This window comes from Lentzea sp. NPDC055074 (assembly GCF_053608005.1).
Map to the genome: position 1 here is coordinate 699,618 of NZ_JBSGUQ010000001.1, position 24,724 is coordinate 724,341.

Annotated in this window: 29 protein-coding genes; 12 read left to right on the top strand and 17 right to left on the bottom strand. The window is 69.9% G+C overall.

What is annotated here, in order from left to right; all coding sequences use genetic code 11:
* Positions 1 to 4 precede the first annotated feature (4 nt).
* On the top strand, positions 5 to 616 hold the full coding sequence (locus ACWF7A_RS03260; RefSeq protein ID WP_452248759.1) for a uridine kinase: 612 nt from the start codon (positions 5 to 7) through the stop codon (positions 614 to 616).
* Between the two features lie 67 nt (positions 617 to 683).
* Complete coding sequence (locus ACWF7A_RS03265) at positions 684 to 1,388, top strand: hypothetical protein (protein WP_452248760.1); 705 nt, start codon at positions 684 to 686, stop codon at positions 1,386 to 1,388.
* 7 nt (positions 1,389 to 1,395) lie between these two features.
* Here the strand turns inward: ACWF7A_RS03265 and ACWF7A_RS03270 are convergent, their stop codons facing one another.
* On the bottom strand, positions 1,396 to 1,830 hold the full coding sequence (locus tag ACWF7A_RS03270; protein ID WP_452248761.1) for a hypothetical protein: 435 nt from the start codon (positions 1,828 to 1,830) through the stop codon (positions 1,396 to 1,398).
* Positions 1,831 to 1,915: 85 nt separating this feature from the next.
* Between ACWF7A_RS03270 and ACWF7A_RS03275 the strand changes: the two genes are divergently transcribed.
* Positions 1,916 to 2,920, top strand: a complete 1,005-nt coding sequence (locus ACWF7A_RS03275; protein ID WP_452248762.1) for a hypothetical protein — start codon at positions 1,916 to 1,918, stop codon at positions 2,918 to 2,920.
* Here ACWF7A_RS03275 and ACWF7A_RS03280 read toward each other — a convergent pair.
* Positions 2,917 to 3,756, bottom strand: a complete 840-nt coding sequence (locus ACWF7A_RS03280; RefSeq protein ID WP_452248763.1) for an alpha/beta hydrolase — start codon at positions 3,754 to 3,756, stop codon at positions 2,917 to 2,919. The genes ACWF7A_RS03275 and ACWF7A_RS03280 overlap by 4 nt on opposite strands.
* Positions 3,757 to 3,858: 102 nt before the next feature.
* Between ACWF7A_RS03280 and ACWF7A_RS03285 the strand changes: the two genes are divergently transcribed.
* Complete coding sequence (locus ACWF7A_RS03285; RefSeq protein ID WP_452248764.1) at positions 3,859 to 4,701, top strand: helix-turn-helix transcriptional regulator; 843 nt, start codon at positions 3,859 to 3,861, stop codon at positions 4,699 to 4,701.
* Positions 4,702 to 4,704: 3 nt separating this feature from the next.
* On the opposite strand, the gene ACWF7A_RS03290 is transcribed toward ACWF7A_RS03285, so the two are convergent.
* Together ACWF7A_RS03290 and ACWF7A_RS03295 are read right to left on the bottom strand one after the other, a co-directional pair.
* The gene (locus ACWF7A_RS03290; RefSeq protein ID WP_452248765.1) at positions 4,705 to 5,808 is read right to left on the bottom strand and encodes a winged helix DNA-binding domain-containing protein; all 1,104 of its coding nucleotides are present in this window, start codon (positions 5,806 to 5,808) and stop codon (positions 4,705 to 4,707) included.
* Positions 5,809 to 5,823: 15 nt separating this feature from the next.
* On the bottom strand, positions 5,824 to 7,797 hold the full coding sequence (locus ACWF7A_RS03295; RefSeq protein WP_452248766.1) for an MMPL family transporter: 1,974 nt from the start codon (positions 7,795 to 7,797) through the stop codon (positions 5,824 to 5,826).
* A 56-nt stretch (positions 7,798 to 7,853) separates the two neighbouring features.
* Between ACWF7A_RS03295 and ACWF7A_RS03300 the strand changes: the two genes are divergently transcribed.
* A complete protein-coding gene (locus ACWF7A_RS03300; RefSeq protein WP_452248767.1) occupies positions 7,854 to 8,297 on the top strand; it encodes a MarR family winged helix-turn-helix transcriptional regulator in 444 nt (147 codons plus the stop codon).
* Here ACWF7A_RS03300 and ACWF7A_RS03305 read toward each other — a convergent pair.
* A complete protein-coding gene (locus ACWF7A_RS03305) occupies positions 8,290 to 8,880 on the bottom strand; it encodes a maleylpyruvate isomerase family mycothiol-dependent enzyme (RefSeq protein WP_452248768.1) in 591 nt (196 codons plus the stop codon). The two genes, ACWF7A_RS03300 and ACWF7A_RS03305, sit on opposite strands and share 8 nt — an antisense overlap.
* A gap of 120 nt (positions 8,881 to 9,000) precedes the next feature.
* Here ACWF7A_RS03305 and ACWF7A_RS03310 point away from each other — a divergent pair, with 120 nt between their 5' ends.
* Genes ACWF7A_RS03310 through ACWF7A_RS03320 form a run of 3 tightly spaced genes read left to right on the top strand, consistent with a single transcriptional unit; the run spans position 9,001 to position 11,311 of the window.
* Positions 9,001 to 9,903 (top strand): RNA polymerase subunit sigma-70, encoded by a 903-nt coding sequence (locus ACWF7A_RS03310; RefSeq protein ID WP_452248769.1) that lies wholly within the window; start codon positions 9,001 to 9,003, stop codon positions 9,901 to 9,903.
* Entirely contained in the window at positions 9,900 to 10,469 is a 570-nt protein-coding gene (locus tag ACWF7A_RS03315) for a GNAT family N-acetyltransferase (RefSeq protein ID WP_452248770.1), read from the top strand. The genes ACWF7A_RS03310 and ACWF7A_RS03315 overlap by 4 nt, the downstream gene beginning before the upstream one ends.
* On the top strand, positions 10,469 to 11,311 hold the full coding sequence (locus ACWF7A_RS03320) for an alpha/beta fold hydrolase (protein ID WP_452248771.1): 843 nt from the start codon (positions 10,469 to 10,471) through the stop codon (positions 11,309 to 11,311). Before ACWF7A_RS03315 ends, ACWF7A_RS03320 begins: the two co-directional genes overlap by 1 nt.
* Here the strand turns inward: ACWF7A_RS03320 and ACWF7A_RS03325 are convergent.
* The 3 genes from ACWF7A_RS03325 to ACWF7A_RS03335 all read right to left on the bottom strand — a co-directional run bounded on the left by ACWF7A_RS03325 (position 11,261) and on the right by ACWF7A_RS03335 (position 13,815).
* Positions 11,261 to 11,806, bottom strand: a complete 546-nt coding sequence (locus ACWF7A_RS03325) for a hypothetical protein (protein ID WP_452248772.1) — start codon at positions 11,804 to 11,806, stop codon at positions 11,261 to 11,263. The genes ACWF7A_RS03320 and ACWF7A_RS03325 overlap by 51 nt on opposite strands.
* 102 nt (positions 11,807 to 11,908) lie before the next feature.
* Positions 11,909 to 12,556, bottom strand: a complete 648-nt coding sequence (locus ACWF7A_RS03330) for a response regulator (protein ID WP_452248773.1) — start codon at positions 12,554 to 12,556, stop codon at positions 11,909 to 11,911.
* Positions 12,553 to 13,815, bottom strand: a complete 1,263-nt coding sequence (locus ACWF7A_RS03335; protein WP_452248774.1) for a sensor histidine kinase — start codon at positions 13,813 to 13,815, stop codon at positions 12,553 to 12,555. The genes ACWF7A_RS03330 and ACWF7A_RS03335 overlap by 4 nt, the downstream gene beginning before the upstream one ends.
* Before the next feature lie 329 nt (positions 13,816 to 14,144).
* Between ACWF7A_RS03335 and ACWF7A_RS03340 the strand changes: the two genes are divergently transcribed.
* Positions 14,145 to 14,897, top strand: a complete 753-nt coding sequence (locus tag ACWF7A_RS03340) for an MBL fold metallo-hydrolase (RefSeq protein WP_452248775.1) — start codon at positions 14,145 to 14,147, stop codon at positions 14,895 to 14,897.
* Here the strand turns inward: ACWF7A_RS03340 and ACWF7A_RS03345 are convergent.
* The 3 genes from ACWF7A_RS03345 to ACWF7A_RS03355 are packed head-to-tail and all read right to left on the bottom strand — an operon-like array spanning position 14,884 to position 18,090.
* Positions 14,884 to 15,306, bottom strand: a complete 423-nt coding sequence (locus ACWF7A_RS03345; RefSeq protein ID WP_452248776.1) for a VOC family protein — start codon at positions 15,304 to 15,306, stop codon at positions 14,884 to 14,886. The two genes, ACWF7A_RS03340 and ACWF7A_RS03345, sit on opposite strands and share 14 nt — an antisense overlap.
* A gap of 10 nt (positions 15,307 to 15,316) precedes the next feature.
* Positions 15,317 to 15,751, bottom strand: coding sequence for a helix-turn-helix transcriptional regulator (locus tag ACWF7A_RS03350; protein ID WP_452248777.1), 435 nt, complete (start codon positions 15,749 to 15,751; stop codon positions 15,317 to 15,319).
* Between the two features lie 47 nt (positions 15,752 to 15,798).
* Positions 15,799 to 18,090: a glycosyl hydrolase family 18 protein gene (locus tag ACWF7A_RS03355; protein WP_452248907.1), complete on the bottom strand. Its 2,292-nt coding sequence runs from the start codon at positions 18,088 to 18,090 to the stop codon at positions 15,799 to 15,801.
* 174 nt (positions 18,091 to 18,264) lie between these two features.
* On the opposite strand from ACWF7A_RS03355, the gene ACWF7A_RS03360 reads away from it, so the two are divergent.
* On the top strand, positions 18,265 to 18,711 hold the full coding sequence (locus ACWF7A_RS03360; protein ID WP_452248778.1) for a hypothetical protein: 447 nt from the start codon (positions 18,265 to 18,267) through the stop codon (positions 18,709 to 18,711).
* Between the two features lie 5 nt (positions 18,712 to 18,716).
* On the opposite strand, the gene ACWF7A_RS03365 is transcribed toward ACWF7A_RS03360, so the two are convergent.
* Positions 18,717 to 19,160: a DUF4396 domain-containing protein gene (locus ACWF7A_RS03365; RefSeq protein ID WP_452248779.1), complete on the bottom strand. Its 444-nt coding sequence runs from the start codon at positions 19,158 to 19,160 to the stop codon at positions 18,717 to 18,719.
* 61 nt (positions 19,161 to 19,221) lie between these two features.
* On the opposite strand from ACWF7A_RS03365, the gene ACWF7A_RS03370 reads away from it, so the two are divergent.
* Together ACWF7A_RS03370 and ACWF7A_RS03375 are read left to right on the top strand one after the other, a co-directional pair.
* Positions 19,222 to 19,557 carry a hypothetical protein gene (locus ACWF7A_RS03370; RefSeq protein ID WP_452248780.1) on the top strand — a complete coding sequence of 112 codons (336 nt, stop codon included), beginning with the start codon at positions 19,222 to 19,224 and terminating at the stop codon, positions 19,555 to 19,557.
* Between the two features lie 51 nt (positions 19,558 to 19,608).
* A complete protein-coding gene (locus tag ACWF7A_RS03375; protein ID WP_452248781.1) occupies positions 19,609 to 20,109 on the top strand; it encodes a DUF305 domain-containing protein in 501 nt (166 codons plus the stop codon).
* A gap of 26 nt (positions 20,110 to 20,135) precedes the next feature.
* On the opposite strand, the gene ACWF7A_RS03380 is transcribed toward ACWF7A_RS03375, so the two are convergent.
* The 5 genes from ACWF7A_RS03380 to ACWF7A_RS03400 are packed head-to-tail and all read right to left on the bottom strand — an operon-like array spanning position 20,136 to position 24,653.
* Positions 20,136 to 21,131, bottom strand: coding sequence for a YdcF family protein (locus ACWF7A_RS03380; protein WP_452248782.1), 996 nt, complete (start codon positions 21,129 to 21,131; stop codon positions 20,136 to 20,138).
* 22 nt (positions 21,132 to 21,153) lie between these two features.
* Positions 21,154 to 21,330: a hypothetical protein gene (locus ACWF7A_RS03385; protein ID WP_191297299.1), complete on the bottom strand. Its 177-nt coding sequence runs from the start codon at positions 21,328 to 21,330 to the stop codon at positions 21,154 to 21,156.
* Positions 21,331 to 21,346: 16 nt separating this feature from the next.
* Positions 21,347 to 21,499 (bottom strand): hypothetical protein, encoded by a 153-nt coding sequence (locus tag ACWF7A_RS03390; RefSeq protein WP_452248783.1) that lies wholly within the window; start codon positions 21,497 to 21,499, stop codon positions 21,347 to 21,349.
* Positions 21,500 to 21,522: 23 nt separating this feature from the next.
* The gene (locus tag ACWF7A_RS03395; RefSeq protein ID WP_452248784.1) at positions 21,523 to 22,260 is read right to left on the bottom strand and encodes a phosphotransferase; all 738 of its coding nucleotides are present in this window, start codon (positions 22,258 to 22,260) and stop codon (positions 21,523 to 21,525) included.
* Positions 22,257 to 24,653 (bottom strand): ATP-binding protein, encoded by a 2,397-nt coding sequence (locus tag ACWF7A_RS03400; protein WP_452248785.1) that lies wholly within the window; start codon positions 24,651 to 24,653, stop codon positions 22,257 to 22,259. Before ACWF7A_RS03400 ends, ACWF7A_RS03395 begins: the two co-directional genes overlap by 4 nt.
* Positions 24,654 to 24,724: the final 71 nt, after the last annotated feature.

The window sequence follows — 24,724 nt, forward strand, 5'->3', positions numbered from 1 at the left end:
CGAGGTGAACGAGGTCGCCGCACTGCTGCCCGCACGAGGTCTGGTCGCCATCGACGGCGTGGACGGCGCGGGCAAGACGACGTTCTGCGACGCCTTGGCCGACGTCCTGCGGGCCCAGGGCCGTGAGGTCGTGCGCGCGTCCGTGGACGACTTCCACCACCCGCGTGCCGTGCGGTGGCAGCGCGGGCGGACGTCTCCGGAGGGGTTCTTCCTCGACAGCTACGACTACGAGCGGTTCGTCGGCTTCCTGCTCACGCCGTTCGCCGAGGGGCGGCCGTTCCGGCGTGCGAGCCACGACCTGGAGACCGACGAGTACGTCGACCCGCCGGCCGAGGTCGCGTCACCCGACGCGCTGCTGCTGGTGGACGGGATCTTCCTGCACCGGGACGAACTGGTGCGGCACTGGGACTTCTCGGTGTTCCTCGACGTGGACTTCGCGGTGTCCGTGGCGCGGATGGCCGGGCGCGACGGCGGTCCGTCCGATCCGGACGATCCCCGCAACCGGCGGTACGTCGAGGGCCAGCGGCTGTACCTGGCGCGCTGCGACCCGGCTTCGCGGGCCTCTCTGGTGGTCGACCACAACGCACACCGACCCCCAAATCGTTACCCGGCGTGATAACGCCAGGTCATCTCGAGACGACGTAAGGGCCACAGCGTCCGAACGGCGTAACGAGGAGGCCTCCATGGCGACCACGTTCTGGGCTTGGGTCGTGTCCGCTCTCGTCATCGTGCTGCTCGCGGTGGTGGTCCCCAGCCGTCTCGGCGCGCAGAACGTGCTGCGGGACGCGCGTGGCCGCTACAGCCTGTCGCGCGTGCAGGTGATGGTGTGGACGGTCGTGCTGCTCTCGCTCATCAGCGGCATGGCGTTCGGCCGGTTCGCGGCCGGGCAGGTCGACGTCGCCGGGTTCCAGATCCCCCAGCAGGTGCTGTGGCTGCTCGGCATCTCCGTCGGGTCCGGGGTCGTGGCGGCGGGCATCAAGGTCGCGAAGAGCACGAGCCGGCCGGAGTCGGTGGCGGCGTACCCGCTCGGCGCCGAGGGCGGGTCGTTCTGGGAGATGCTGACGGCCGAGGAGGGCACGTCGGCGGGCAGGTCGATCGACCTGGCCAAGTTCCAGAACTTCGTGATCACCGTGCTGCTCGTGCTGATCTACGTGGCGCAGGCCGTCTCCGCGCTGAGGGCCGTCGGCAACCCCGCGGGCATCGCCGGGCTGCCCGCGTTCACCGACGCGCTGCTGGTGCTGCTGGGCGTGAGCCACGCCGGGTACCTGCTGGGCAAGGTGCCGTCACCGGCCGGGACCCCCGAGGGCGGGACGATGGCGCAGCGCCTCGCTTCCGTCGCATCGGAGGAGAATGTGGCGAAGGCCGTCCCGGAGGTGCGCACCGCGTGATACCCACTCACGCGTGATCAAGCCAGTAACCCGCGGCGAGACGTGGCACCGGCCCGCCAGGAGCGGCTACCCGGATCCTCTGAAGATGCTGGGGTACGTGTGGCCGCGCGTCGAGGAACTGCGGGCCACGCCCCGTGAGGAGTGGCCCGCGCCCGGCGCGCTGGCGGACCAACTGGTGGAGCTGGCGGAGTACTTCGAGGAAGCCGGATGGGACGACTTCGCCCTGCGGACGCACCACGAGGTGCTGGAGTTCCGCCGGGAGCTCGGCGATCCGGAGAAGCTGCGGGTCGTGCTGACCTCGTTGCGCGACAACCTGATGCGCCAGGAACGGTACGAGGAGGCGCTGGAGGTCGCGCAGGAGGAGCTGCCGCTCGCGCTGAGCCTGGCCGTGCCGGGGGCACCGGAGCACGAAGATCGCCAACACGGCCAGGTACTGGGTCACCGACCTCCTCGGCAGGCTCGGCCGGCACACCGAGGCCGCCGAGAACGCCCGTCAGGCCGTCGCCGAGCTGGACGGCCAGGAGCCGGTGCCGCACGAGCTGCCGGGCTACCAGCTCGCGCACGCGTGGCGGGAGTACGCCCACCGCCTCGCGACGATCGGCGACCACGAGCAGGCGGCCGAGCTCACGTCGTGGAGCGCGGTGTTCTGGCGGGATCGTTCCGGCTCGGGGCGCAACATCAACTGCCACGAGGCGTTCGAGGAGCTCTTCTTCCTGCAGCTGCGGCTGGGGAGGCTGGAGGAGGCCCGCGCGTCCGCGGACGAGGCCGTGGCCGTGCTGCGCCGGCACGCGGAGGCGGAAGGCGACGAGCTGTCGCTCTCGGACCTCGCCGGAGGGCTGCACAACCACGGCAACCGGATGCGCGACCTGGGCCTCTTCGACGAGGCGCTGGAGGCCGCCCGGGAGTCCGTGGACCGCTACCGCGCGATGCTCGCGACCGCCGAACGCCGGGCCGTGGTCGTGAAGGCGGAGCTGCGGCTCGCGGTCGCCCTGGTCAGTCTGGGCAGCAGGCTGCACGACGCCGGCAGGCTCGACGAGTCGCTCGCCGCCAGTGACGAGGCGATCGCCCTCGCGACCAGGTACGACGACCGCGACCTCGGCCGCAAGGAGCTCGCGCGGGCGATGAACAACCGCGCCGGTCTCCTGATCTCGCGGCATGCCTACGCCGAGGCGGCGGAGGCGGCCGCGAAGGGCATCGAGCTGAACCGGACGGAGGACGGAAAAGCGCTGGCGCGCAACACCTTCGCTCTTGCCTCCGCGCACGCGGGCTCGCTCGACGTCGCGCTGGAGTCGTCGTCGCGAGTGGTCACCTTCTACCGGGAGCAGCACGCGGAAGACCCCTACGAGCACGCCTACCTGCTGGCCGACGCGCTCACCGACCACGCCGTGATCCGCACCCTGCGGTCCGAACGCGCCGAGGCCGGGGCCGCGATCACCGAGTCCCTGGCGATGTACGAGGAGCTCGCCGCCCACAACCCCGGCCGCTACCAACGGGACCTGGACCGCGCGCGTTCGGTCGCCGCTCAGATCTAGAGGTTCTCGCCGAAGAACTCGGACACCCGCTCGACGACCTGCGGCACGTACCTGTCGTACAGGTCGACGTGCGTGGCGCCGTCGACCCAGTGGAACTCCTTGCCCTGCCCCGCCTTCTGGAAGGCCTCGACGCTCATCCACGACGTCACCGCCTCGCGTCCGGCCACCAGCAGCAACGGCCGCGGCGCGATCAGCTCGACGGTCCGCAGCGCGTCGAACGCGGCGATCCTGCCGACGCTGTTCCAGGTCAGCGTCTTCGCCGACCGCGGGTGCTCACCTCGTGGCGTGCTGTAGTACTCCCAGCCCTCGAAGGCGTGCGGCCCGCCTTCGCGCGCCTGCTCCCCGGTCTCCGGGAACAGCGGGAAGCTCCCCTCCTGCCCCTGTGCCAGGAGTCCTCGCAGGACAGCGGGGTCCTGGGTGCCGTCCGCGCCGAACCGGAACTGGCGGGCGATGTCGGCGAGGCTCACGGTGGCGATCGCCTTGATCCGCGGATCGGTCCCGGCGGCGGCCAGGCCGTAGCCACCGGAAGCGCAGATCCCGAGCACGCCGACGCGTTCCTCACCGAGGAACGTCACGGCCGCCCGGATGTCCTCGACCCGGTGCGCCGGGTCCTCCAGGCCGCGCGGCAGTCCCGCGCTCTCGCCCTGGTAGGCCGCGTCGAACGCCAGCGCCAGGAAGCCCTGCTCCGCGAGGCGCCGCGCGTACTCCCCCGCGGTCTGCTCCTTCACCCCGGTGCCGGGATGCCCGACGACGATCGCCCCGCGAGGCGTGTGCTGTGGCCGGTAGAGGTGGCCGGCGATCTCGAGTCCGTTGCTGAGGAAGGTCACGTTGTCCATGGCCACCACGGTCGTCCCGCGATGCCCAGGTGAACCAGGGACAGTCCAGCCTATGCACAGCAGTACCAGGCACACGCCACCGGAAACCCGGACACTGGAGACATGACCGAACTGGGCGAGTTCCTCCGCACCCGCCGCGCCGCGCTGGACCCGCGGCACGCGGGCTTCCCCGACGACGGCCGGCAGCGCCGCGTCCCGGGTCTGCGCCGCGAGGAGCTGGCCCAGCTCGCCCACGTGAGCGTCGACTACGTCGTCCGGCTCGAACAGGGCCGCACGCAACGGGTCTCCCGCACCGTCCTGGACGCGCTGGCGGACGCCCTGCGGCTGGCCCCGGACGAACGCGACTACCTGTTCAGGGTCGCGGACGTCGCCCCGGCCCGGCAGCAGGCCGCACCCGAGGTCGCCGCGCGGTTGCAGCAGCTGCTGGACGGCATGCCGGACATCCCGGCGATGGTCCTGCACCGCCGCATGGACGTTCTCGCGTGGAACCGGGGCGCGTCCGCCCTGCTGACCGACTTCGGGGCGCTGCCCGCGCCGGAGCGCAACCTGATCCGGCTGACGTTCCTCGAACCGGCGTTCCGCGCTCTCTACGGTGACTGGGAACGCTCGGCGCAGGAATGCGTCGCGGTGCTGCGGATGGAGGCCGGCCGCGCGCCGCACGACACGGCACTGTCCTCTTTGGTCGGCGAGCTGAGCGTGAAGGACCTGGACTTCCGGAACTGGTGGGCGACGCATCAGGTGCGCGGGCCGCGGCAGCTCGTCAAGACCTACCACCACCCGGTGGCGGGCAGTCTGGTGCTCGACGTGCAGCAGTTCTCCGTCGACACCCACCCGGACCAGCTGCTCGTCGCCTACACGGCGACGGACGACGCGTCGCGGGAGGGGTTGCGCTTCCTCCTGCTGTCGACGCAGGACAGCGTCAAGGCGACCAACGTCGCGCCCTGACCGTCACACGACACGAACCTCATGGGCCGGAAGGCCGTTCCACCACCGCGCATAACGCTTGTACACCTGCGGCTCCCGGTCCCCGAGCAGCTTCCGCAACGCCTCCGCCTCCCCCGCCAGCCCGGCCCACTGCTCCTCGCCGAGGGCGTGAAAGGCGGTCGCCTCGACGCCGCCGTCCGCCGTGGGCCGCCACACACCGGCCACGTACCCGTCGACGAGAAGAGTGGGCAGAGTGTCCCCGTTGTTGCGGATGACGAGCTTGCGGTACTCGTCCGGGATGACCCGGCTCCGATCGGCATAGGCGAGCAACGTGCTGTCCCACATGGCCATCAGCCGCGGCGGCGCCGGAACGTCCTCGTCCGGGACGGTCAGACCGGGAAGGTCGTAGTGGCCGCCGTCCTCGACCACGTCCAGCGACGCCAGCGCCTCCCGGATCGTGGTCCGCGGCAGCATGCTGAACTGGTTCATGTCGAGCACGGTCGCGGGCCCGAACCCGCTGAGGTAGCGGCGCAGCATCTCCGCGACCGCCGCAGGCCGTTCACGAGGCTCGGTCGGCACGGCCTGATAGGACGGACGAAGCCCGAACGACCAGGGCCCGCCCGTCGGCGCGTGCACGAGCCCGCCGTACGTGCGCAACGCCCACCAGACACCGGGATCGCCCACGTCGCCGACGTGCGAGTGCAGCAGCTCCTCGATCTCCGCCTTCTGGCGAGGCGTCGCCGCGAACTCGAGCAGGTGTTCCAGCACCGCGTCGGCCTGCTCGATCGTCACGTTCATGGCCTTGAACCGCTTGTCGTACAGCCGCGACGCCCGCAGGGCGGGCAGCATCGCGTGGTGGAACACCTCGTGGTCCGCGGACGTCACGGCGTGCAGGGTGATCCGCATCAGTGATGCCTTGCGGACCACCCCGCTCACGAACGCCTCGTCCAGGCCGGCCGGGTCGAAGCCCTCGACCCGGTTCCACAGCGCGATGTAGGGCGACGCGGGTTCCTGCGCCTGGATCGCCACGACCCGGTCCACGGCCGTCAGCAGGTCAACGGGTTCGCGCCGCAGCAGCATCTGCCGGTCGAGAGTGGCGCGGTTGAGCTGACGTGCCGTGAAGGTCATGCCCGAGATCCTGGCTCACCGCAGCTTCGACGGCCACCAGATTCGCCCACCGATGTCCACCGACAGAGCGGGCACCAGCAACGACCGCACCAGCAACGTGTCCAGCAGGACGCCGAACGCGACGATGAACGCGAGCTGGGTGAGGAACAGGATCGGCAGCACCGCCAGCGCCGCGAACGTCGCCGCCAGCACGACACCCGCCGACGTGATCACGCCACCGGTCAGGCTGAGGCCGCGCAACGTGCCCTCGACCGTGCCGAGCCGTTGGGTCTCCTCGCGGACGCGGGTCATCAGGAAGATGTTGTAGTCGATGCCCAGCGCCACGAGGAACACGAACCCGAACAACGGCACCACGGGGTCGGAACCCGGGAAGTCGAGAACGTGGTTGAACACCAGCGCCGACACGCCCATCGTGGCCGCGAACGACAGCACGACGGTCGCGATCAGCAGCAACGGCGCGAGCAGCGAGCGCAGCAGCACCGTCAGGATCAAGAAGATCACCAGCAGCACGATCGGGATGATGAGCGTCCGGTCGTGCTCGGACGTCGTCCTGGTGTCGAGCAACGTCGCCGTGGGCCCGCCGACCTTGGTGCCGTCGATCCCGTCCACGGCCGCGCGCAGACGCTCGACCGTCGCCACCGCCGCGTCGGAGTCCGGCGCGTCCTTCAGCGTGGCCTCGATCCGCACGAGCCCGTCGGCCGTGCCGGACGGCCGCACGTCCGCGACACCGTCCACCTTGGCCTTCTGCACGACCTCGTCGGCCGAGCCTTCAGAAGCGATGATCACGGTGGGCGATCCGGTGCCGCCGGGAAAGTGCCGCGACAGCAGCTCCTGGCCCGCCACGGACTCGACCGGTGTCAGGAACACGTCGGACTGCGCCGTGCCGGATGCCTTGAGCTGCGGCAGGAACGCGGCGCCGGCGAGCAGCACGAGCGTGGTGACGATCCAGATCGCGCGGGGCTTGCGGCGCACGAGCGTCGCGACGCGGCCCCACAGTCCGCTCGTCTCGGGGTGCTTCGAGCCGAACTTCGGCGCGAACGGCCAGAAGGCGCCGCGGCCCAGCAGCGCGAGCGTCGCGGGCAGGAACGTCATCGTGGTGATCAGGGCCGCGGCGATGCCGATGGCGGCGACCGGGCCGAGACCCTTGTTCGAGTCGAGGTCGCTGAACAGCAGGCACAGCAGGCCGAGGATGACCGTGCCCGCCGAGGCCGCGATCGGTTCGATCGTGCCGCGCCAGGCCGTCCTGATCGCGGCGATCTTGTCCTCGGTGTCGCGCAGCTCCTCGCGGTACCTCGACACCAGCAGCAACGCGTAGTCCGTCGCGGCGCCGACCACCAGGATCGACAGGATGCCCTGGCTCTGGCCGTTCAGCGCGAGGACGTCGTTCTTCGCGAGCAGGTAGACGACGAAGCTGGCCAGGCCGAGCGCGAACACCGCCGACACCAGCACGACGAGAGGCAGCAGCGGACTCCGGTAGACCACGAGCAGGATCAGCGCGACCACGCCACCTGCCACGAGCAGCAGCAGCCCGTCGATCCCGCCGAACGCCTCGACGAGGTCCGCGACCTGCGCGGCCGGGCCCGTGACCAGCACCGTCAGCCCCTGCGGAGCACCGCGCGTGCCGTCGCGGAGCTCGAAGACCGCGTCCTTGACGTCCTTCGTCGGGTCGAGCAGCACGATGGCCTGCGCGGCCTGACCGTCCTGCGCGGGGATCACCGGGGACGCCTTGAAGCCCGCGACCTCGTCGGCGAGGTACTTCCGGTCCTCCGGGGTCAGTCCGCCGGAGCGTTCCACCACGACGATCGCGGGGATCACGTTCTCCTGCTGGAACTTCTTCTGCAGCTCGGCGACCTGGGTGGACTCCGCGGAGTTGGGCAGGAACGCGCTGTTGTCGTTCTCCGCCACCTCCGAGAGCTTGCCCGCGTACGGCCCGGTGAAGCCGCCCAGGGCCAGCCAGACGACGAGCAGAACCCCGGCTAGGACTCGCATCAGCTTTTTCCTTCGATCGTCGAACGTTTCGATGGTCGAAACAGTAAGCTGTGATCGTGAGCGATGCAACCGACTACGACCTGAGCATGATGCTGCGCACACTGGTCATGGAGTCGAACCGGTTCCTGGAGATCTTCAGCGCTGCCCACGAGTTGCATCCCACGGACATGACAGCGCTGAACCTCATCATGACGGCTCCGATGACACCCGGCACGCTGGCGAAGGCGCTCAACCTCAGCGCGTCGGCCACGACGTCCGTCCTGGACCGTCTCGAGAGGGCGGGCCACGTCGTGCGCGAGCGCGATCCGGACGACCGCCGCCGCGTCGAGCTCCGGGTGCTCTCCGCGGCGACGGCGCTGGCCTCGACGTTCTTCCAGCCGCTGGCGCGCGGCTACGCCTCCGCCTGGGGGCAGATGAGCGCCGAGGAACGGCAGGTCGTCGCGCGTTTCCTCACCTCGACGATCGAGGCGACGGCCCGGGTGCGCGAATCGGTCAGCTGAGCCTGCCCGGCGGCAGCGTCCGGCCGCAGACCAGCAGCAACAGGTCCTGGGCCTGACCGAGGACCGGCCTGCCCTCGCCGAACGTCCAGTCCAGGTCGGTGGCTTCGAGCCGCTTGCCGTCGAGGTCCGCGCCGAAGTACTTGACGTTGCTCGGCTTCATGCCGTCGAGCACGATCCTGAGCCGCTCGTGAGGGACGACGCGGCCGAGTCCGAGCGCGACGGTGATGTCGAGACCGTGGATGACGTCGTGCGAGAGCGCGCCGGCCGGGCCACCGCCGGGCGGCGTCCACGGGTGGTCGATGTTGTTCTGGAGGGAGTCGAGCAGGTCGCGCGTGGGCAGCCGGGCGTCGTCGCGGGCCATGCGGTCGGAGGCGTGGTTGAACCGGCCCGCCGACTTCAGCATCTCCCAGAGCACCCTTCTGCCCGTCGAGCGGAACGGCAGCGTCGTGTGGGCGACGACGTGCTTCACGGTCCAGCCCTCGCACAGGCTCGGCGCGTGCCACTGGTCCTCGGTGAGGCTCGCGAGGAGGTCTGCCTGGTCACGTCGTTCGGCCGCCACCGCGGCGCGGATGTCTTCGGTCATGTCCTGTGTACGAGCCTCGCGGCGAGAACTCATCGGTGACGGCGGAAGGACCTGGCTGGGGATCCTCCGTCCCGGCCCGGTGCCGGACGCGGTGACGCGAGTCCGCGTAGGGTCCAGTGCGTGATCGAGACGCTGGAGCCGTACCGGGTCGAGCTGACCGGCTACTGCTACCGCATGCTCGGCTCCGGGTTCGAGGCCGAGGACGCGGCGCAGGAAACACTCGTGCGCGCATGGAAGGCGTTCGACAGCTACGACTCCGCGCGCGCGTCGCTGCGGACGTGGCTCTACCGGATCGCCACGAACATCTGCATCGACATGCAGCGCAGTGCGCAACGGCGGGCGCTCGCCGTCGACCTGGGTCCTGCCGGCGGTGCTCTCGGCGTGCCGCTGGCGGAGACCGTGTTCGTGCAGCCTGTGCCCGACGCGCTGGTGTTGCCGGAGGACCAGGCGATCCGCCGCGAGACCGTGCGGCTGGCGTTCGTGGCCGCCCTGCAGCACCTGCCCGCGCGTCAGCGTGCCGTGCTGATCCTGCGGGACGTGCTGGCGTGGCAGGCGTCCGAGGTCGCCGCGCTGCTGGACATCTCGGTGGCGGCGGCGAACAGCGCGTTGCAACGTGCGCGGTCGACGTTGCCGGTCGTCGACGCCGGGGAGCCGTGGAATCCTGCCGATCCGGTGCAGAAGTCGTTGCTGAGCCGGTACTGCGAGGCGTTCGAACGGCATGACGTGCAGACGTTGGTGGCGTTGCTGCACGAGGACGCGACGATGTCGATGCCGCCGTTCAGCTGGTGGCTGCGGGGTCGCGGGCCGATCTCTCTCGCTTTGAGCGATCCGAACGCGTCGTGCGCCGGGGCGTGGCTGGTGCCGGTGCGCGCCAACGGATCGCCCGCGTACTGGCAGATGCGGCCGGGGCTGGACCGGCCGTTCGGGTTGGTGTTCCTCGACGTGCGGGGCGGGCTGGTGACCGGGAGCACGACGTTCCTGAACGTCGAGGAGCTGCTGCCGTTGTTCGGAGGGGTGTCGTGATCCGGATCGTGCCGTCGGACGAGGTGCCGTGGGAGGACGTCGAGGCGATCTTCGACAGTTCCGAGCCCTCGAAGTGCCATTGCCAGCGGTACAAGGTGAAGGGCTGGATCTGGCGCGACTCGACGCAGGACGAACGCGTCGAGGCGCACTCCTCGCAGTCCGCGTCCGGCAGCGGACTGGTGGCCTATGTGGACGGTGAGCCCGCCGGGTGGGTGGCGGTCGAGCCGCGCACCGCCTACGCGAAGCTGCTGGGCATGCCCGTCCCGTGGAAGGGCCGCCCCGAGGAGGACAAGGACGACGACGGCGTGTGGGCCGTGACGTGTTTCGTGGTGCGCAAGGGTTTCCGCCGCAAGGGCCTCACGTACGAGCTGGCGACGGCGACCGTCGAGCATGCCCGGTCGCACGGGGCCCGTGCGGTGGAGGCGTATCCGATGGTCGCCGATCCCGCGAACACCGTGACGTGGGGCGAGCTGCACGTCGGTGCGCGGCAGGTGTTCGAGGAGGCCGGGTTCGTGCAGGTGACGCACCCGACGAAGCGGCGTTTCGTGATGAGGGTGGACTTCTGATGTTCGAGGAGATCATCGTCCGGACGTCGAGGCTCGACGTGCCCGCGCTGACCGCCGGGAACGGACCGGTCGTCGTGTGCTGGCACGGCTTTCCGGACCACCCGGCGTCGTTCGGCCCGCTCGCCTCCCGGCTGGTGGCCGCGGGGCGCCGGGTCGTCGCGCCGTTCCTGCGCGGGCACCACCCGTCGACCGTGGAGCAGATGCCGTTCGCGGACGGGCTGACGCTGGCCTCCGACGCCGCCGCCCTGCACGAGGCGCTGGGCGGGCCGCTCGACGTGATCGGGCACGACATCGGCGCCGGGGTGGCCGGACGGCTCGCCGCCCTGCGCCCGGACCTGGTGCGGCGGGTGGTCACGATGTCCGTGCCGCCGCCGGCGACGCTGGGCCGGATCTTCGACGATCCCGCGCAGCAGCAACGGTTCTTCTACCTGTTCCTGTTCCAGGTGCCCGGCGTGGGCGAGGCGTTGCTGAACGACAGGCTGATCGACTACCTGTGGCGCACGTGGTCGCCCGGTCTGACCGTGCCCGCGCACGTTTCGGAGCTGTACGCGGATCCCGCGGTGCGCGCCAACGCGTTGAAGCTCTACCGGGCGAACTTCGACCGGTCGTTGCACGATCCATCGCTCGCTTCTCTGGCGTCGCTGTCCGAGAAGCCGGCCTCGGTTCCGCTGCTGGTGCTCGCGGGGGCGGAGGACGGCTGCATCACGCCGGAGAACTACGCCGGCGCCGCCACGGGTCTCGCTCCCGGTTCGCGGGTCGAGATCGTGGCGGGCGGCGGGCACTTCCTGCAGCTAGACCGCCCCGACGAGGTCGCGGCGCTGGCGCTGGACTGGTTCCGCTGACCTGCGGACCCGACCCCAGGGCTTGAACACGGACAGGAAGTAGGCGAACAGCAGCAGCGTCGGCGCGACCACGACGGGGTGCAGGACGCCGGACGGGATCACCGCCGCCGGGTCGCCGTTCAGCATCCGTTTGCCGATCTCCGCGGCGTCGCGGACGCCCGGCCTGAGCGCGAACGCGATCAGCAGCGACATCCCGACGTTCATGAAGAGCTTGGTCGCGACCCACCAGTACCGGACGAGCCCGTACTTGCTGCCGAGGCCGAGCACCACGCCGGAGATCATGCAGACGATGCTGGCGCCGAACATCGGCCAGATCGCGAAGAGGTCGACGGCCTGGATCGCCACTCCCGCGGTGCTCACGTCCTCTGTGGACAGTGCGACGACGACGAGGATGCCCAGCGCGAGGTCGATGCCGAGCCACGCCGCCGCCGACAGGACGTGCACGAGCAGCACGGCCTTGCGGGCGCGGCCACTGAGCTTGCGGTTCGTAGCCATCGCTCTCCCTCTCCCGTGGTGTCGCGTCTTACTCTCGTCACCACGGGCGGGCGCTTCATCCGCTCACGCTCTGATCTCGCGTACGTCAGTTTGCGTACTTCGTTAACCGCCGGGTGTGACGATCCCTCTCTCGTAGGCGAATACCACGGCGTGCGTGCGGTCGCGCAGGCTCAGCTTCGTGAGCACCCGTGAGACGTGCGTCTTCACGGTCGTCTCCCCCAGGAACAGCGTCGCGGCGATCTCCGCGTTCGACGCGCCCTTGGCGAGTTCGACGAGCACCTCGAACTCACGGTCCGTGAGCTCCGGTGGCCTCGTGCGTTCCCTCGGCGCCGTGCTGAAACGGGCGATCACGCGCCGTGTGACCTCGGGCGAAAGCAACGCGTCCCCGCGCGCGACGACCCGCACGGACTCCACGAGGTCCTCCGGTGAGGCGTTCTTGAGCAGGAACCCGCTGGCGCCCGCCTGCAGCGCCTCGAAGAGGTAGTCCTCGCGGTCGAACGTGGTCAGGATGACAACACGGGTGCCGTGACCTGCGGAAAGGATGCGCCGGGTGGCCTCCAGCCCGTCCATGCGGGGCATCTGGACGTCCATGAGGACGACGTCGGGACGCAGTTCGGCGACGAGGTCCACGGCCTGGGCACCGTCACCGGCCTCCCCGACCACCTCGATGCCGGGCTCGGTGCCGAGGATGACCCGGAAGCCGGCACGCACCAGGTCCTGATCGTCGGCCAGCACGACTCGCAAGCTCACGCCTTCTCCTCCAACACGGTCGGCAACGACGCACGGACCAGATAGCCCGCATCACGCCGTGGCCCGACCTCCAACGAACCGCCGTGCACAGCCAACCTCTCGCGCATCCCCACCAGCCCGAAACCAGGGTTGGAGGACACGCCACGCCCACGTCCGTCGTCGGTGATCTCCAACTCCAGCGCGCTGTCCAGATAACGCATGCGCACGTCCACATGCTGCGCGTCAGCGTGCTTCACCACGTTCGTGAGTGCTTCCTGCACGACCCGATAAGCCGACAACGCAACACCGGACGGCACCTCCCGTGCGTCCCCATACACACCGTGCGAGACCTCCAGCCCCGCAGCCCGTGCGCTGTCGAACAGCTCGGGCAGATCATCGAGCCCAGGCGCGGCCTTGAGGTCGTTGTCCGCGTCCGCCCGCAACACCCCGAGCAACCCACGCAACTCACTGATCGCCGTGCGAGCAGTCTGCTCAACGGTCTGCAACGCGTCCCGTGCCATCGCAGGATCGGAATCGAGCACCCGCCGCGCCGCACCGGCCTGGATCCCCATGACCGACACGTGGTGCGCCACGACGTCGTGCAGATCGCGGGCGATGCGCATCCGTTCGGCGGCGATGGCACCCCGGGTGTTCTGCTCCTGCGACCGCCGGAGCTCCGCGGCCTGGAACTCGAGCTGAGCCCGCCGCCGCGCCCCGGACCAGGCCATCTCCCCCACGACGTAGGCGAGGAGGAAGAAGAAGATGTTGAACTCCAGTCCGTACAGGACAGACGCGAGCACCGGATCCATAGGCCCAGCAGCGTCCTTGAAGTCCCCCTTGGGCCCCAGCAACGCGCGCACGAGGTTGAACCCGAGCCACAGGAACATGGCAACAATCACGCCAATGCGCGACCACCGAGCAACACGCCGGTTCTGCTCCCACGCCCCAACGGTGTAAATCGCAAGAAACAGAATCGCCGACGGCACAAGCGTGTCGCCCGCACGGTTGATCTGCGCGGCAATGAACAACGCCGACACCACGAGCATCACGGCAAGTGGATAGCGCCGCCGCACCACGAGCGGCACGGACAACACGAACATCCACACCACCTGCTCCAACAACCCGGGCGGGTCCTGGAAGACATAGGCGCCCATGCTGTTGACCAACGTCGTGACCTCGACCGCGCACAACAACACGATCACGGCAATGCCGATGTCACGCCGCCGTTGCGCGCGACTCGGTCCGGGCCGCCGCCACTCGTTCCACACGGGCTCTTCCACGCGATGAAGGTACCGGTCGCCCGTTTCGCTCCGGTGGCCGAAGCCGGGGCCGTGCTGGTTTCTGCCGCGGTATCTGGACGGCTCTGGCGGGATGCTTCGGGCTTCGAATCGGGTGGGCGCCCGTCGACGCGCTAGCTGCGCGGGCGCACCCCGTTGGATGCGCGAACCGTCGGAGTGCTGAGCGGGCCTGCGGACGGCCGCCGCGCTATCGCGGGAGGCACACGCCCCAACCAGCCTCGAACCGCTGGGCGCACCCGTTGGAAGCGCCAATCGCAGGCCTCCCGCCGAACCTCAAACCGCGGGCACGCCAGTTGACCTACGGTGGCCCGATGGACCTCAGCCTGACCGTGCTCGGCTGCGCGACGCCGTACCCGAGCCCGGACAACCCCTGCTCGGGCTACCTGGTGGCGCACCACGACACTCGCGTGTGGATGGACGCGGGCACCGGCACGCTGGGCCCGCTGCAACGCCACACGCGCCTCGAGGACCTGGACGCGATCTGGATCTCGCACCTGCACGCGGACCACAGCGCGGACCTGCTCACCGTCTACTACGCCCTGCTGTTCGCGGACGTCTCACGCCCACCGGTCCCGCTCTACGGACCGCCCGGCATCGCCGACCGCCTCGCCGGCTTCCTCACCAACGGGCCGGAGCGCAGCCCGGTCGAGTCGGCGTTCGACATCACCGAACTGCACGACGGGCACGAGGCCGTGGCCGGCTCGCTGCGCCTGACGACGGCGGCCGTCGAGCACGGCATCCCGGCGTTCGGGGTGCGGATCGAGGCGGACGGCCGGTCGCTGACCTACTCCGGCGACACCGCGCCGTGTGCGAGTCTCACCGCGTTGGCACGCGGGACCGACGTGTTGTTGTGCGAGGCCGAGAGTGCGGTCACGACGCCGGGCATGGTCCACCACACGCCTGAGGACGCGGGCGAGACCGCGTCGCGGGCGGGTGCGCGGCGACTGGTCGTCACGCACGTGGGCCGGTCCCTGACCCCGACGGAAGCGGTCTCCCGTGCCGCGGCCCGGTACGCGGGGCAGATCGACCACGCCGCGCCCGGCACCACGTTCAGAGCTGATTGATGCGCACCAGATTGCCCGCCGGATCCCGGAACGAGCAGTCACGCACCCCCCAAGGCTGGTCCTCGGGCTCCTGCAACACCTCACCCACCCCGGACGACTCGACCCACGCACGTGCCCGGTCGAACGTCCCCTGCAGGTCCTTGGAGGCCAGAGACAGAGCGGTGTACACACCCTTCGCCATCAGCACGGCGATGGTGCGGCGCTCCTCGTCGCTCACGCCGGGGTCGGCGGCGGGCGGGTGCAGGACGATGCCGGTCTCCGGCTGGTCGGGTGGGCCGACGGTGATCCAGCGCATGGTGCCCTGGCCGACGTCCTGGCGGACCTCGAAGCCGAGGGCGTCGCGGAAGAAGCCCAGGGACTTCTCGGGGTCGTCTGCGGGGAGGAAGGCCGCGGCGATGATGACTGACATGGCGGTCAACCTAATCGGACGGGCCGGTTGCCGCTTCTCGATTCCTGATCGGCCTCATCACTGCCTTGGCCAGGCAGTTCGGGATGCCCTGGCCGTCGGTGGCGGCCACCTTGCGGTACTGGCTCGGGGACATGCCGACCAGTTCGGAGAAGCGCGTGCTGAAGGTGCCCAGCGAGGTGCAGCCGACCTCGAAGCAGACGTCGGTGACGGACATGTCGCCCCGGCGGAGCAGCGTCATGGCCCGCTCTATGCGGCGGGTCATGAGGTAGCTGTACGGGGACTCGCCGAAAGCGGCTCGGAAAGCGCGGCTCAGATGCCCCGCTGACAGGTGCACGCCGCGTGCCAGCGCCGCCACGTCCAGCGGTTGCCGGTACTCGCGGTCGATCCGGTCGCGGACCTTGCGGAGCAGGAGCAGTTCCTGCAGGCGCGGGTCTTGGGCGGTCACGATGAACAGCCTAAGCCCCGCGCCTGACAGTTTCCTGACTTCAGCGACTAGCAGGCACCCTGGTCTCGCCAGACGCCCCATTCACCCGTGGTTCCGGGCTCCTCGTTGGTCGTCCACCACTGGGCGCGCCACTTGCGGCCCTTGTGCGACACCTCGTTGCCACCGTTGTAGACCTTGCCTGCCTCCCACGCGGGCAGCGAGCAGGTCGGCGGAGTGGTCGTCGTCGTGGTGGTGGTCGTGGTCGTGGTCGAAGTAGTGGTGGAGGTCGTCGTGGACGTCGGCGGGTTGCCGCCGCCGATGCGCGGGTGGTCGGCGCTGATCGCGTACGACTTGCCGCCGAACGTGAACACGAAGTTCGACGGCGTCGAGATCGGCAGCTGGTAGCTGACGGTCACGTCGATCGACGCGCCCGGCGCGAGCGACTGCCACGACGGCAGCGTGAGCTCCGCCTTCTGGAAGTCACCCTTCAGGCCACCGACGTTGGACCCGCTGTGTCCCTTCGAGACGACCTTCAGGCCGAAGCCCGACTGGTCGCCCATGCTGCCGGGTGCGCTGGTGCCGTAGTCGAACGCGATCTTCGTGCCGCCGGGGATCGTCACCGTGGAGCGGTTGGTGAACTTGATCTTCGGTGTGATCGGGTAGTTGTTGTCGCCCAGCGCGAAGCCGTACACGTCGACGTCGACGGCCAGGGACTGGGTCTGCTGCGTCGTGGCCTTCAGGGCACCGTAGGGGGCGGCGCCGTTCAGGCCCGTGTTGATGGTCGACAGCAGGGTGTCGCCGATGAAGTACTCGTTCTTCGCGGAGTCGAACCTGTAGTCGCCGGCGAGCTCCCAGATCATGATGCCGCCGAGGCCCTTGTCGCGGACGTACTTGGCCTTCTCCGCCATCGACTGCTCGGTCTCGGTGGAGAGGAACACCTTCTTGTCGTTGTTCCACAGCCACGGCGACTTCAGGGTCGAGTCGTAGTACGGCGTGTAGGTGCCGGTGAGGCGGTCGGTCGGGTCGTTGACCGGGTCGAGGCCGTACTGCGCGCCGTAGGAGCCGGTGATCTTGGCTTCCAGGTTCTTCGTGTGCCACAACGGGTTCACGCCGGACGGGACCTCGGCGCCACCGGCGGTGACGTCGTGCCAGATGTTGTCGATGCCGGCCGCGCCGTTGCCGCACGGGGTGGTCGAGCCGACCGACGAACCGGTGCCGGGCGGGCACTGCGACTGGTTCGGCAGCGGGGCCTTGCCCCACAGGCCGTTCGTGCCGCCGGTGACGCCCTGCCAGCCGCGCGAGTAGAACGGCACGCCGATGTTGATGCGTCCGGCCTGCATCGCGCCGCGGTAGTAGTGGTACGCCCAGTCGGTGTTGAGGTAGCCCATGCCCTCGTACTGCGGTGCCGTGTACACGCCACCGGCCGAGAGCTCGCCGTCCTTGCCGTCGTCGTAGAGAGCGGCGTTCGGGCCGACGAACTGGTTCCACGAGCCGTGCAGGTCGTAGCTCATGACGTTGAGGTAGTCGAGGTACTTGGTGACCTGGTAGGCCTCCTGGCCGCGCAGCAGCCAGCCCGAGGCGGGCACGGCGGCGGTCAGCATGTAGTGCTTGCCGTCGGCGGCACCGGCGCGGTCGAGCTTCTCGCGCAGCGTCTTCATGATCCTGTCGTAGCCCGCCCACAGCGTGCCGCGGTTGGCGTTGGAGATCCAGAAGTCGTCCGGGTTGCCGGCGTGGTTGTTCGACGTCGCGTACTCGTAGTCGATGTCAGCGCCGTTGAAGCCGTACTTGCGCAGGAACTCCACGGTGCTGTCGGCGAACGTGTCGATCGCGGCCTGGTTCTGGCCGAGCTTGTAGAAGCCGCCCGACGCGTTGCGCGAGCCGTCGGCGTTGAAGAAGCCGCCGGTCTCCGCCCAGCCGCCGACCGAGATCAGCGTCTTGACGTTCGGGTTGGCCTTCTTGTACTTGGTGAGCTGGTTGAAGTGCCCCTTGTAGGGTAGCGACGGGTCCATCTCGGCGCCGGCGACACCGGGCCACTCCATGCCGATGGACGAGTTGTTCGCGTTGTTCTCGCCGACCGAGATCTTGTTCTGGGCGTCGATGTGCGCGAACGCGTAGTTCAGGTGCGTGACCTTGTTCCAGGGGATGTCCTTGGCGAGGTACCCGGGCTGACCGTTCTTGCCGGTCCGCCAGCTGGTGAAGTACCCGATGACACGTCTGGACTTGTCCCCCATGGTCTCGCGGCCGGCGGTGTCGTAGACGGTGCAGTACGGCACCTCGACGCCCGGCGTCTTGTACAGCCCGTCCGGCCGGCAGTCCTCGTGGGCTGCGGCTGCGGTCGTCGGTGCGTTGGTCACGGCTATGACGGTCCCGGCTAGCAGAGCTAGCACCGGGACCACTCTGGCGAGCAGTCGCAAGGGAAGGACCTCCTGGCTAGGGCGGCGGCCACTGCCGGGAACGGTAAAATGGTCCAGACCTTTGCGTCAATAGTCGATCACTGACAAAGGGTGTCAGTGAATCGGTTTAGCGTCATTTCCATGAGTGAGAACGATTTCAACTTCCTCCACGGCCGGTGGCGGGTCGCCAACCGCAAGCTCGCCGACATCGCCGGACGCGGCACCGAGTGGGTCGAGTTCGACGCGGAGGCCGAGGCGAGACCGCTCCTCGGCGGCGCGGCGATCATCGACAGCTTCTTCGCCGACGGCTGGGAGGGCATGACCCTGCGCCAGTACGACCCCGCCGACGACGTGTGGCGCATCTGGTGGGCATCCACCCGCGCTCCCGGCAAGCTCGACCCGCCGCTGGAGGGGCGTTTCAGCGGCGGGCACGGGGTGTTCTTCGGTGACGACGTCGTCGGCGGGCACGCGGTGAAGGTCCGGTTCGACTGGACGACCGGCGACGAGCCGGTGTGGCAGCAGCAGTTCTCCTACGACGACGGAGAGAGCTGGGAGACGAACTGGGTCATGCGCTTCACGCGTGCCTGATCGGTTCAGTGATGGTGGTGGTGCTGGTGGACGACCGCGTGCCCCTTGCCGCGCGCGATCATCCACCGGTTCACCGGCACCGTCACCACGAACGCGACGGCGAGCGAGAACGCCAGCGCCGCCCAGAACACCCAGTTCGCGAGGCCCGCGTCCATCGCGCCGGGCACGAGCAACATCACCGCGTTGTCGACGATCTCCATGACCGCGATCGACACGGTGTCCGCCGCCAGCGCCACGCCGAGCGCGGCCTTGAACGCGAGACCCGAGCGCAGCACCGGGCGGATCGTCAGCGAGTAGCCGAAGACGAACGCGAGCACCACGGCGAGCACGATCGTGGCGAGGTTGCCCCAGCCGAGCGCCGTGCCGATGACCATGCCGAGCACCTCGCCGATCGCACAGCCGGTGAGGCAGTGCAACGTCGCGGAGATCGCCTGCCTGGTAAGACTCATGACGGGAAAGATACCCCTAGGGGGTACCCGTATCAAGCCCCGCCGTCGTAGGGTGTGCCACATGACGAGGCGCCGGCTCACCCAATGGGTGTTGCTGTGCGCGCTCGTCTTCTCCGTCATCGGCATGCACCACGTCGCGGCGGCGGAGACTCCGCATGCCGGACACACGATGTCCCACCAGCAGGAACAACAGGAACAACCGCACGAGCACGACCTGCTGCACCTGTGCCTCGCGGTCCTGGTCGCCGCCGCCGTCGTGCTGCTGGGCTGGTTCCTGGTCCGGACGGCACTCCCCCGGCTCGAAGCCCTTCCCGGCGACGAGCCGCCGAGCGCCCCTGCACGTCCGCCGCCGGGCGGAAGAACGCTCCTCACGACTCTCTGCGTGCTGCGGAACTGAGTTCGTCAGTCCACCCAGCACCGTCCACAACGCAGAGAGAAGAATCCCGTGATGAAGTCCCTCATCGGGGCTGTCGTCGGCATGCTCGTTCTGAGCGCCTGCGGCAGTTCCGCGAACACCGCTGCCGACGTCACGTTCGCGCAGGGCATGGTCCCGCACCACCAGCAGGCGCTGGACATGGCGAAGCTCGTGCCGTCCCGCAGCAGCGACGACAAGGTCCGCGACCTCGCCCAGCGCATCGAGAAGACCCAGGGCCCCGAGATCACGCAGCTGAACGAATGGCTCGCGCAGTGGGGCGCGAAGCAGGACCACGCGGGCCACGACGCGGCCGGGATGATGGGCCACGACGACATGGCGCGCCTGGAGAAGGCCAGCGGCACCGAGTTCGACCGGCTCTGGCTCGACATGATGATCAAGCACCACGAAGGCGCCGTCGAGATGGCGAAGACCGAGCTCGCGCAAGGCCAGGACGAGAAGGCCAAGAAGCTCGCGCAGGCGATCGTCGACGGCCAGCAGCAGGAGATCGCCGAGATGAAGGCGCTCCTGGGCTAGCCGATCTGGGGCTAGCCGATCCGGGGCTAGCCGATCTGGGTGAGCGCGAGCCCGCCCGCCATCAGCACGGCGCACGCCAGGCCGTGCACGACGGGGTTGCGGACCAGGAGCGCCACGAACTCCCGCAGGAACGCGCTGGGCACGAAGTACCAGGCCGTCGGCGCGCCGATCACCTGCAACCGCAGGCCCTGCTTGCGGGAGAGCACGGCGGTGCGGAACACGTGGTAGTTGTTCGTGACCGCGACGACCCGGCCGTTGAGACCTCGCTCGGCGAGCAACGCCTTGCTGTAGCGGAGGTTCTCCTCGGTCGTGGTCGCCTGGTCCTCCAGCACGACGTCGCCCTCGGGCACGCCGCGCTCGAACAGGTACCTGCTCATGGCGTACGCCTCGGAGACCTGTTCGTCGGAGCCCTGCCCGCCCGACACGACGATCACAGGTGACCGGCCGGCCTCGCGGTCGCGGTGGTAGAGCCGCATCGCGCGGTCGAGCCGGTTCGCCAGCAGCTTCGGCACGCGGTCGCCGATCAGCCCGGCGCCGAGCACGACGATGCCGTCGAACCCGTGGCGGCGGCCGGTGCGGCCGTAGACCACCGAGTACAGCAGGAGGCTGACGAACAGGAACGCGATGTACGCGCTCACCAGGAACAACCCGATCGCGGAGCCGCGGATCCAGTCGTTGGGCTGCGCGATGCCCCAGAAGAAGTAGACCATCTCGCCGAGCAGGGCCAGGCCCGCGAGCAACGACAACAGGTTGCCCAGCGAGCGGCCCTCGCGGCGGACCATGACCATGCCGTTGGCGAGCAACGCGAGCGGGAGCAGCAGCAGGCCCAGCACGGACAGCATGAACGCGAGGGCCAGCGGCAGGCTCACCACGGGGTTGTCCTGCCCGGCCTCCGCCAGCAGCAGGAGCAGCATCACCAGGGTGATGCCGAGCCAGACGGCGTTGCTCAGCCTCCGTCGGTCACGGATGACTCCGATGACGAAGAAGGTGGCGGGGATGAGGAAGAGCAGCCCGGCTAGCACCGGGCAAGGGTAGTACCGGTGATCACTCGGTGCTGTCGGCGCTCTCCGGTTGCGGCGCCGGCTTCGGTCGCGGCCTCAGCCGGACCGCGCCCGCCGTGAGGTCGAGCGGTCCGGTCTCCTCGTAGTCCTCACCCGTGCCCGCGTCCGTCGCCTCGCGGCGGACCTTGGGGCCCGGGAACAACTCGCCCAACTGTCCCATGGCCCCGACCCTACCCTCAGAACAGGACGACCAGCAGCAGGATCACGGCGAGCACGACGGCGACCATGATCCACACCGAACCCTGCGGCCTGCGGTAGTGGCGGCGGACCGTCGTCGAGCCGAACCAGCTGTACGGGCGGCTGCGGCGGTGCTGGCGAACCCAGGGCATCTCGTCCTCCTCGGAAGTGGCTGTCAGCTCGGGGATACCCCGATGTCCCACCGCCGCACTACTCCGGCCAGACCAACTTCGGCCACCTCCTGGTCGCCGATGTCGTTCCCGTACAGGACTTCGTGCCACGGCCCGAGCTGGTGCCAGATCAACGCCCGCTCCCGCAGAGCGGGCGTGACGCCGTAGGTCTCGGCGAGGGCGTCCGCGAACTCGGCCGGTGTCCCGTGGAGCGTCCACGCGAGGTCGATGGCCGCGTCGCCGACGTGCAGGTCGCCGAAGTCGATCACGCCGGTCAGCACGCCGTCACGCCCCAGCACGTGCTCGGGTCCGAGGTCGCCGTGGACGAGCGTGTCCGCGGGCAGGCCGTCGAGCCTCGCCAGGAACTCCTCGGCGCCGGGCACCCGCACCTCGGCGCGGAAGCGGTCGATCGGGAGCCGCATCGGGCCCACGCCCCGCGCCACCGCCTCGGCGACGGGTGCCGCGTGCAGGGCGAGCAGGAACTCGCCGAGCTGGCGTCCCTGAACGGCGTTGAGCGACGCCACCTCCTCCCCCGGCACCAGCTCGTGCCGCACCACCACCGGGTCCTCCGAGACGACCTCGGGCACCGGGACGGGCAGCGGCAGCAGAGGGGCTAGCCAGGGCATGACCACGGTCTCGCGCAGGAGCTGCGGGCCGATCTCCGCGCGGCGCGGCCGCCGTTCCACCCAGCGTCCGCCGACGAGGACGGCCGTGCTGTCCCAGCCTTCTCCGAGGTACGTCATCCGCCCAGTGTCACCAGCAGCTCCCGCGCGTCCGAAGCGACTTTCCCCTGGCCTCGCTGCTCGGCGGCGGCGAGGGCCTCCCGTGCCGTGGGGACGGACCCGGTGATCTGCGCGCGGACGAGCAGCGCGCGGGACTCGTCCATGAGGCTGTCGGTCTCGCGGAGGGTGCCGAGGACCTCGTCGATCAGCTCGACCGACCCGGTGGCGCGCGCCAGCAGGATCGACGCGGTGACGACGCCGGGCTCGTAGCCGATCTTGCGGCCGAGGTCGGCCGCGTCCGAGGCGTGCTGCTTCGCGTTGCCCGGTTCCAGCACGGCCATCGCGACCAGGCAGTCGATGCGCGCCTTGGGGTGTTCGGTTTCCTTCGCGACGGCGAAGCACTCGTGCGCGACCGCCAGTCCTCGCTCGACCTCGCCGCGTTCGGCGTGGATGCGGGCGAGACTCGCCAGCGCGTTGGCGAGGGCCCGGTGCTGGTCCTGGCTCCGGTGCAGCCGGACCGACTCGGTGACCGTCTCCAGTGCCCGGTCCAGCTCGCCCAGCTCGAAGTAGGCCACGGACAGGTTGTCCAGCGTGATCGCGGCCTGGTTGAACGATCCGAGCCGCAGGCTGAGGTCCGCGCACTCCTGGAAGTACTCGGCGGCCCTGCGCAGCTCGCCGCGGGTGCCGTGGGTGATGCCGAGGTTGGTGAGCGTGGCGACGGCGGCGCGCTCGTCGCCGATCTCCCTGCGCAGCCGCAGTGCCTCGACGAAGCACTCCTCGGCCCGGTGCGTGTCGCCGGACTCCAGGTGCACGATGCCCATGCCGTTCCTGATCGCCGCCACCGCGAACGGAGTCCTGGCGTGGTCGAGGGCCTGTGCGAAGTGCTCGAGCGCGTCGCCGTACTCGCTGCGGGTCCACGCGGACATGCCGAGGCCGTACAGCGCCGCGCACTGTCCGTCGAGGTCGCCCGCCGCCCGTGCGGCGCGCATCCCGGCGTGGAAGACCAGTGCCTTGTCCGTCTCGAACCGGCCGATGTGCAGGTAGATCCGCAGCACGTCGGCGAGCTGCTGCGCGTACGGCGAGGGTGCCGCGACGACCTCGGCGACCAGGTTGGAGTGCTCCTCCTCCAGCCAGGCCGCGGCCTCGTCCCGGTCGTCGAACGCGAGGCCCGGCCCGTCGAGGTCCGGCGTGGTCATGAGAGTCGTCTCGGGCACGACCTTCGAGATGGCGTTGTACGCGGACCTGAGGTACCACGCGTACATGTCCAGCAGCGCGGATCGGTCGTCGTCGTCCGCGGCGTCGGCGGCGAACAGCCTGATGAGGTCGTGCAGCTGATAGCGGACGCCGTTGTGGTCGACGAGCCCGGCGTTCACGAGCTCGCCGAGCTGCGGTTCGGGGTCGCGGCCCGTGAGCGCGGTGGTGGCGCCGAGCCCGATGTCGGCTCCCGGCGGCAGGCCGAGCCGGCGGAACACGCGCTTCGCTTCGGCGCTCAACGCCCGGTAGGACAGCTCGAACGTGGCCCGCACGGCCGTGTCGCCGTCGATCTCCAGCACGTCGAGGCGGTCCCCGCGCAGCTCGGCCAGGTAGTCCTCGACGTGGCCGTGGGCCGCGTTCGCCCCGGCGATGCGCAACGCGAGCGGCAGGTGCGCGCACAACCGCACGAGCTCGGCGCGTTCGTCGGGGGTGCCCTGGACGCGCATGCTCGTCAGCAACGCGTGCGCGTCGTCGTCGGCCAGCACGTCGAGGCGGAGCTGGCCGGGCAGGTCGTGGCGGCTGGTGATGATCGCGAGGCACTCGGGCCCGCGCGGCAGCAGCGGTTCGACCAGGTCCTCGACCGCGTTGTCGAGCACGACGAGGACCTTCTTGCCCTCGAGCCTCTTCTGGTACAGGTCGGCCTGCGCGCCGAGGTCGGCCGGGATCGAGGCCTGCGGCACGCCCAGCGCGCGCAGGAACCCGCCGAGCGCCTGCTCCGCGGTGACCGGTGGTCCCGAGGCGAACGCGCGCAGGTTCACGTACAGCTGGCCGTCGAGGTACCTGTCCCGCAACCGATGCGCGAGCCGCACGGCCAGCGCCGTCTTGCCGACACCGGGCGGGCCGGTGATCGTGACGCTGCTCTGGCGTTCGAGGCGGGCCAGCTCCGGTTCACGACCGACGAAGTCCGGGAGGTCGGCGGGCAGCTGGCACGGGCCGGGTGTGCGCACCTTGAGCCGGTAGCCCGACGCGTCGGTGACGATCTCGTCCGGGATGGCGCGGCGCAGGCGTTTGACGAGGCTGCGGAGGGCGGGCAGCGGACCCGCAGGTGGGGTGTCACCCCAGATCTCGTCGACGAGGTCGGAGAACAGCACCTGTTCGTTGGGGCGTGCGGCCAGTGCCCGGTGCAGGGCACGCAGCTTTCCCTCAGAAGTCGCGGCCATCGGGTCGATGGTAGGGGCCCGGGAGCCCGCGTGGCGATCTCGTGCCGGGTGCGGGTTACCGGCCGACCTGG

Bases quoted from the DNA above. Each gene is read 5' to 3' on its own strand.
- ACWF7A_RS03325 (WP_452248772.1), bottom strand. From the start codon at position 11,806: ATGGCTACGAACCGCAAGCTCAGTGGCCGCGCCCGCAAGGCCGTGCTG.
- ACWF7A_RS03395 (WP_452248784.1), bottom strand. From the start codon at position 22,260: ATGACGTACCTCGGAGAAGGCTGGGACAGCACGGCCGTCCTCGTCGGC.
- ACWF7A_RS03320 (WP_452248771.1), top strand. From the start codon at position 10,469: ATGTTCGAGGAGATCATCGTCCGGACGTCGAGGCTCGACGTGCCCGCG.
- ACWF7A_RS03365 (WP_452248779.1), bottom strand. From the start codon at position 19,160: ATGAGTCTTACCAGGCAGGCGATCTCCGCGACGTTGCACTGCCTCACC.
- ACWF7A_RS03305 (WP_452248768.1), bottom strand. From the start codon at position 8,880: ATGACCGAAGACATCCGCGCCGCGGTGGCGGCCGAACGACGTGACCAG.
- ACWF7A_RS03345 (WP_452248776.1), bottom strand. From the start codon at position 15,306: ATGTCAGTCATCATCGCCGCGGCCTTCCTCCCCGCAGACGACCCCGAG.
- ACWF7A_RS03375 (WP_452248781.1), top strand. From the start codon at position 19,609: ATGAAGTCCCTCATCGGGGCTGTCGTCGGCATGCTCGTTCTGAGCGCC.
- ACWF7A_RS03360 (WP_452248778.1), top strand. From the start codon at position 18,265: ATGAGTGAGAACGATTTCAACTTCCTCCACGGCCGGTGGCGGGTCGCC.
- ACWF7A_RS03285 (WP_452248764.1), top strand. From the start codon at position 3,859: ATGACCGAACTGGGCGAGTTCCTCCGCACCCGCCGCGCCGCGCTGGAC.
- ACWF7A_RS03295 (WP_452248766.1), bottom strand. From the start codon at position 7,797: ATGCGAGTCCTAGCCGGGGTTCTGCTCGTCGTCTGGCTGGCCCTGGGC.
- ACWF7A_RS03370 (WP_452248780.1), top strand. From the start codon at position 19,222: ATGACGAGGCGCCGGCTCACCCAATGGGTGTTGCTGTGCGCGCTCGTC.
- ACWF7A_RS03290 (WP_452248765.1), bottom strand. From the start codon at position 5,808: ATGACCTTCACGGCACGTCAGCTCAACCGCGCCACTCTCGACCGGCAG.
- ACWF7A_RS03340 (WP_452248775.1), top strand. From the start codon at position 14,145: ATGGACCTCAGCCTGACCGTGCTCGGCTGCGCGACGCCGTACCCGAGC.
- ACWF7A_RS03385 (WP_191297299.1), bottom strand. From the start codon at position 21,330: ATGGGACAGTTGGGCGAGTTGTTCCCGGGCCCCAAGGTCCGCCGCGAG.
- ACWF7A_RS03265 (WP_452248760.1), top strand. From the start codon at position 684: ATGGCGACCACGTTCTGGGCTTGGGTCGTGTCCGCTCTCGTCATCGTG.
- ACWF7A_RS03390 (WP_452248783.1), bottom strand. From the start codon at position 21,499: ATGCCCTGGGTTCGCCAGCACCGCCGCAGCCGCCCGTACAGCTGGTTC.
- ACWF7A_RS03400 (WP_452248785.1), bottom strand. From the start codon at position 24,653: ATGGCCGCGACTTCTGAGGGAAAGCTGCGTGCCCTGCACCGGGCACTG.
- ACWF7A_RS03280 (WP_452248763.1), bottom strand. From the start codon at position 3,756: ATGGACAACGTGACCTTCCTCAGCAACGGACTCGAGATCGCCGGCCAC.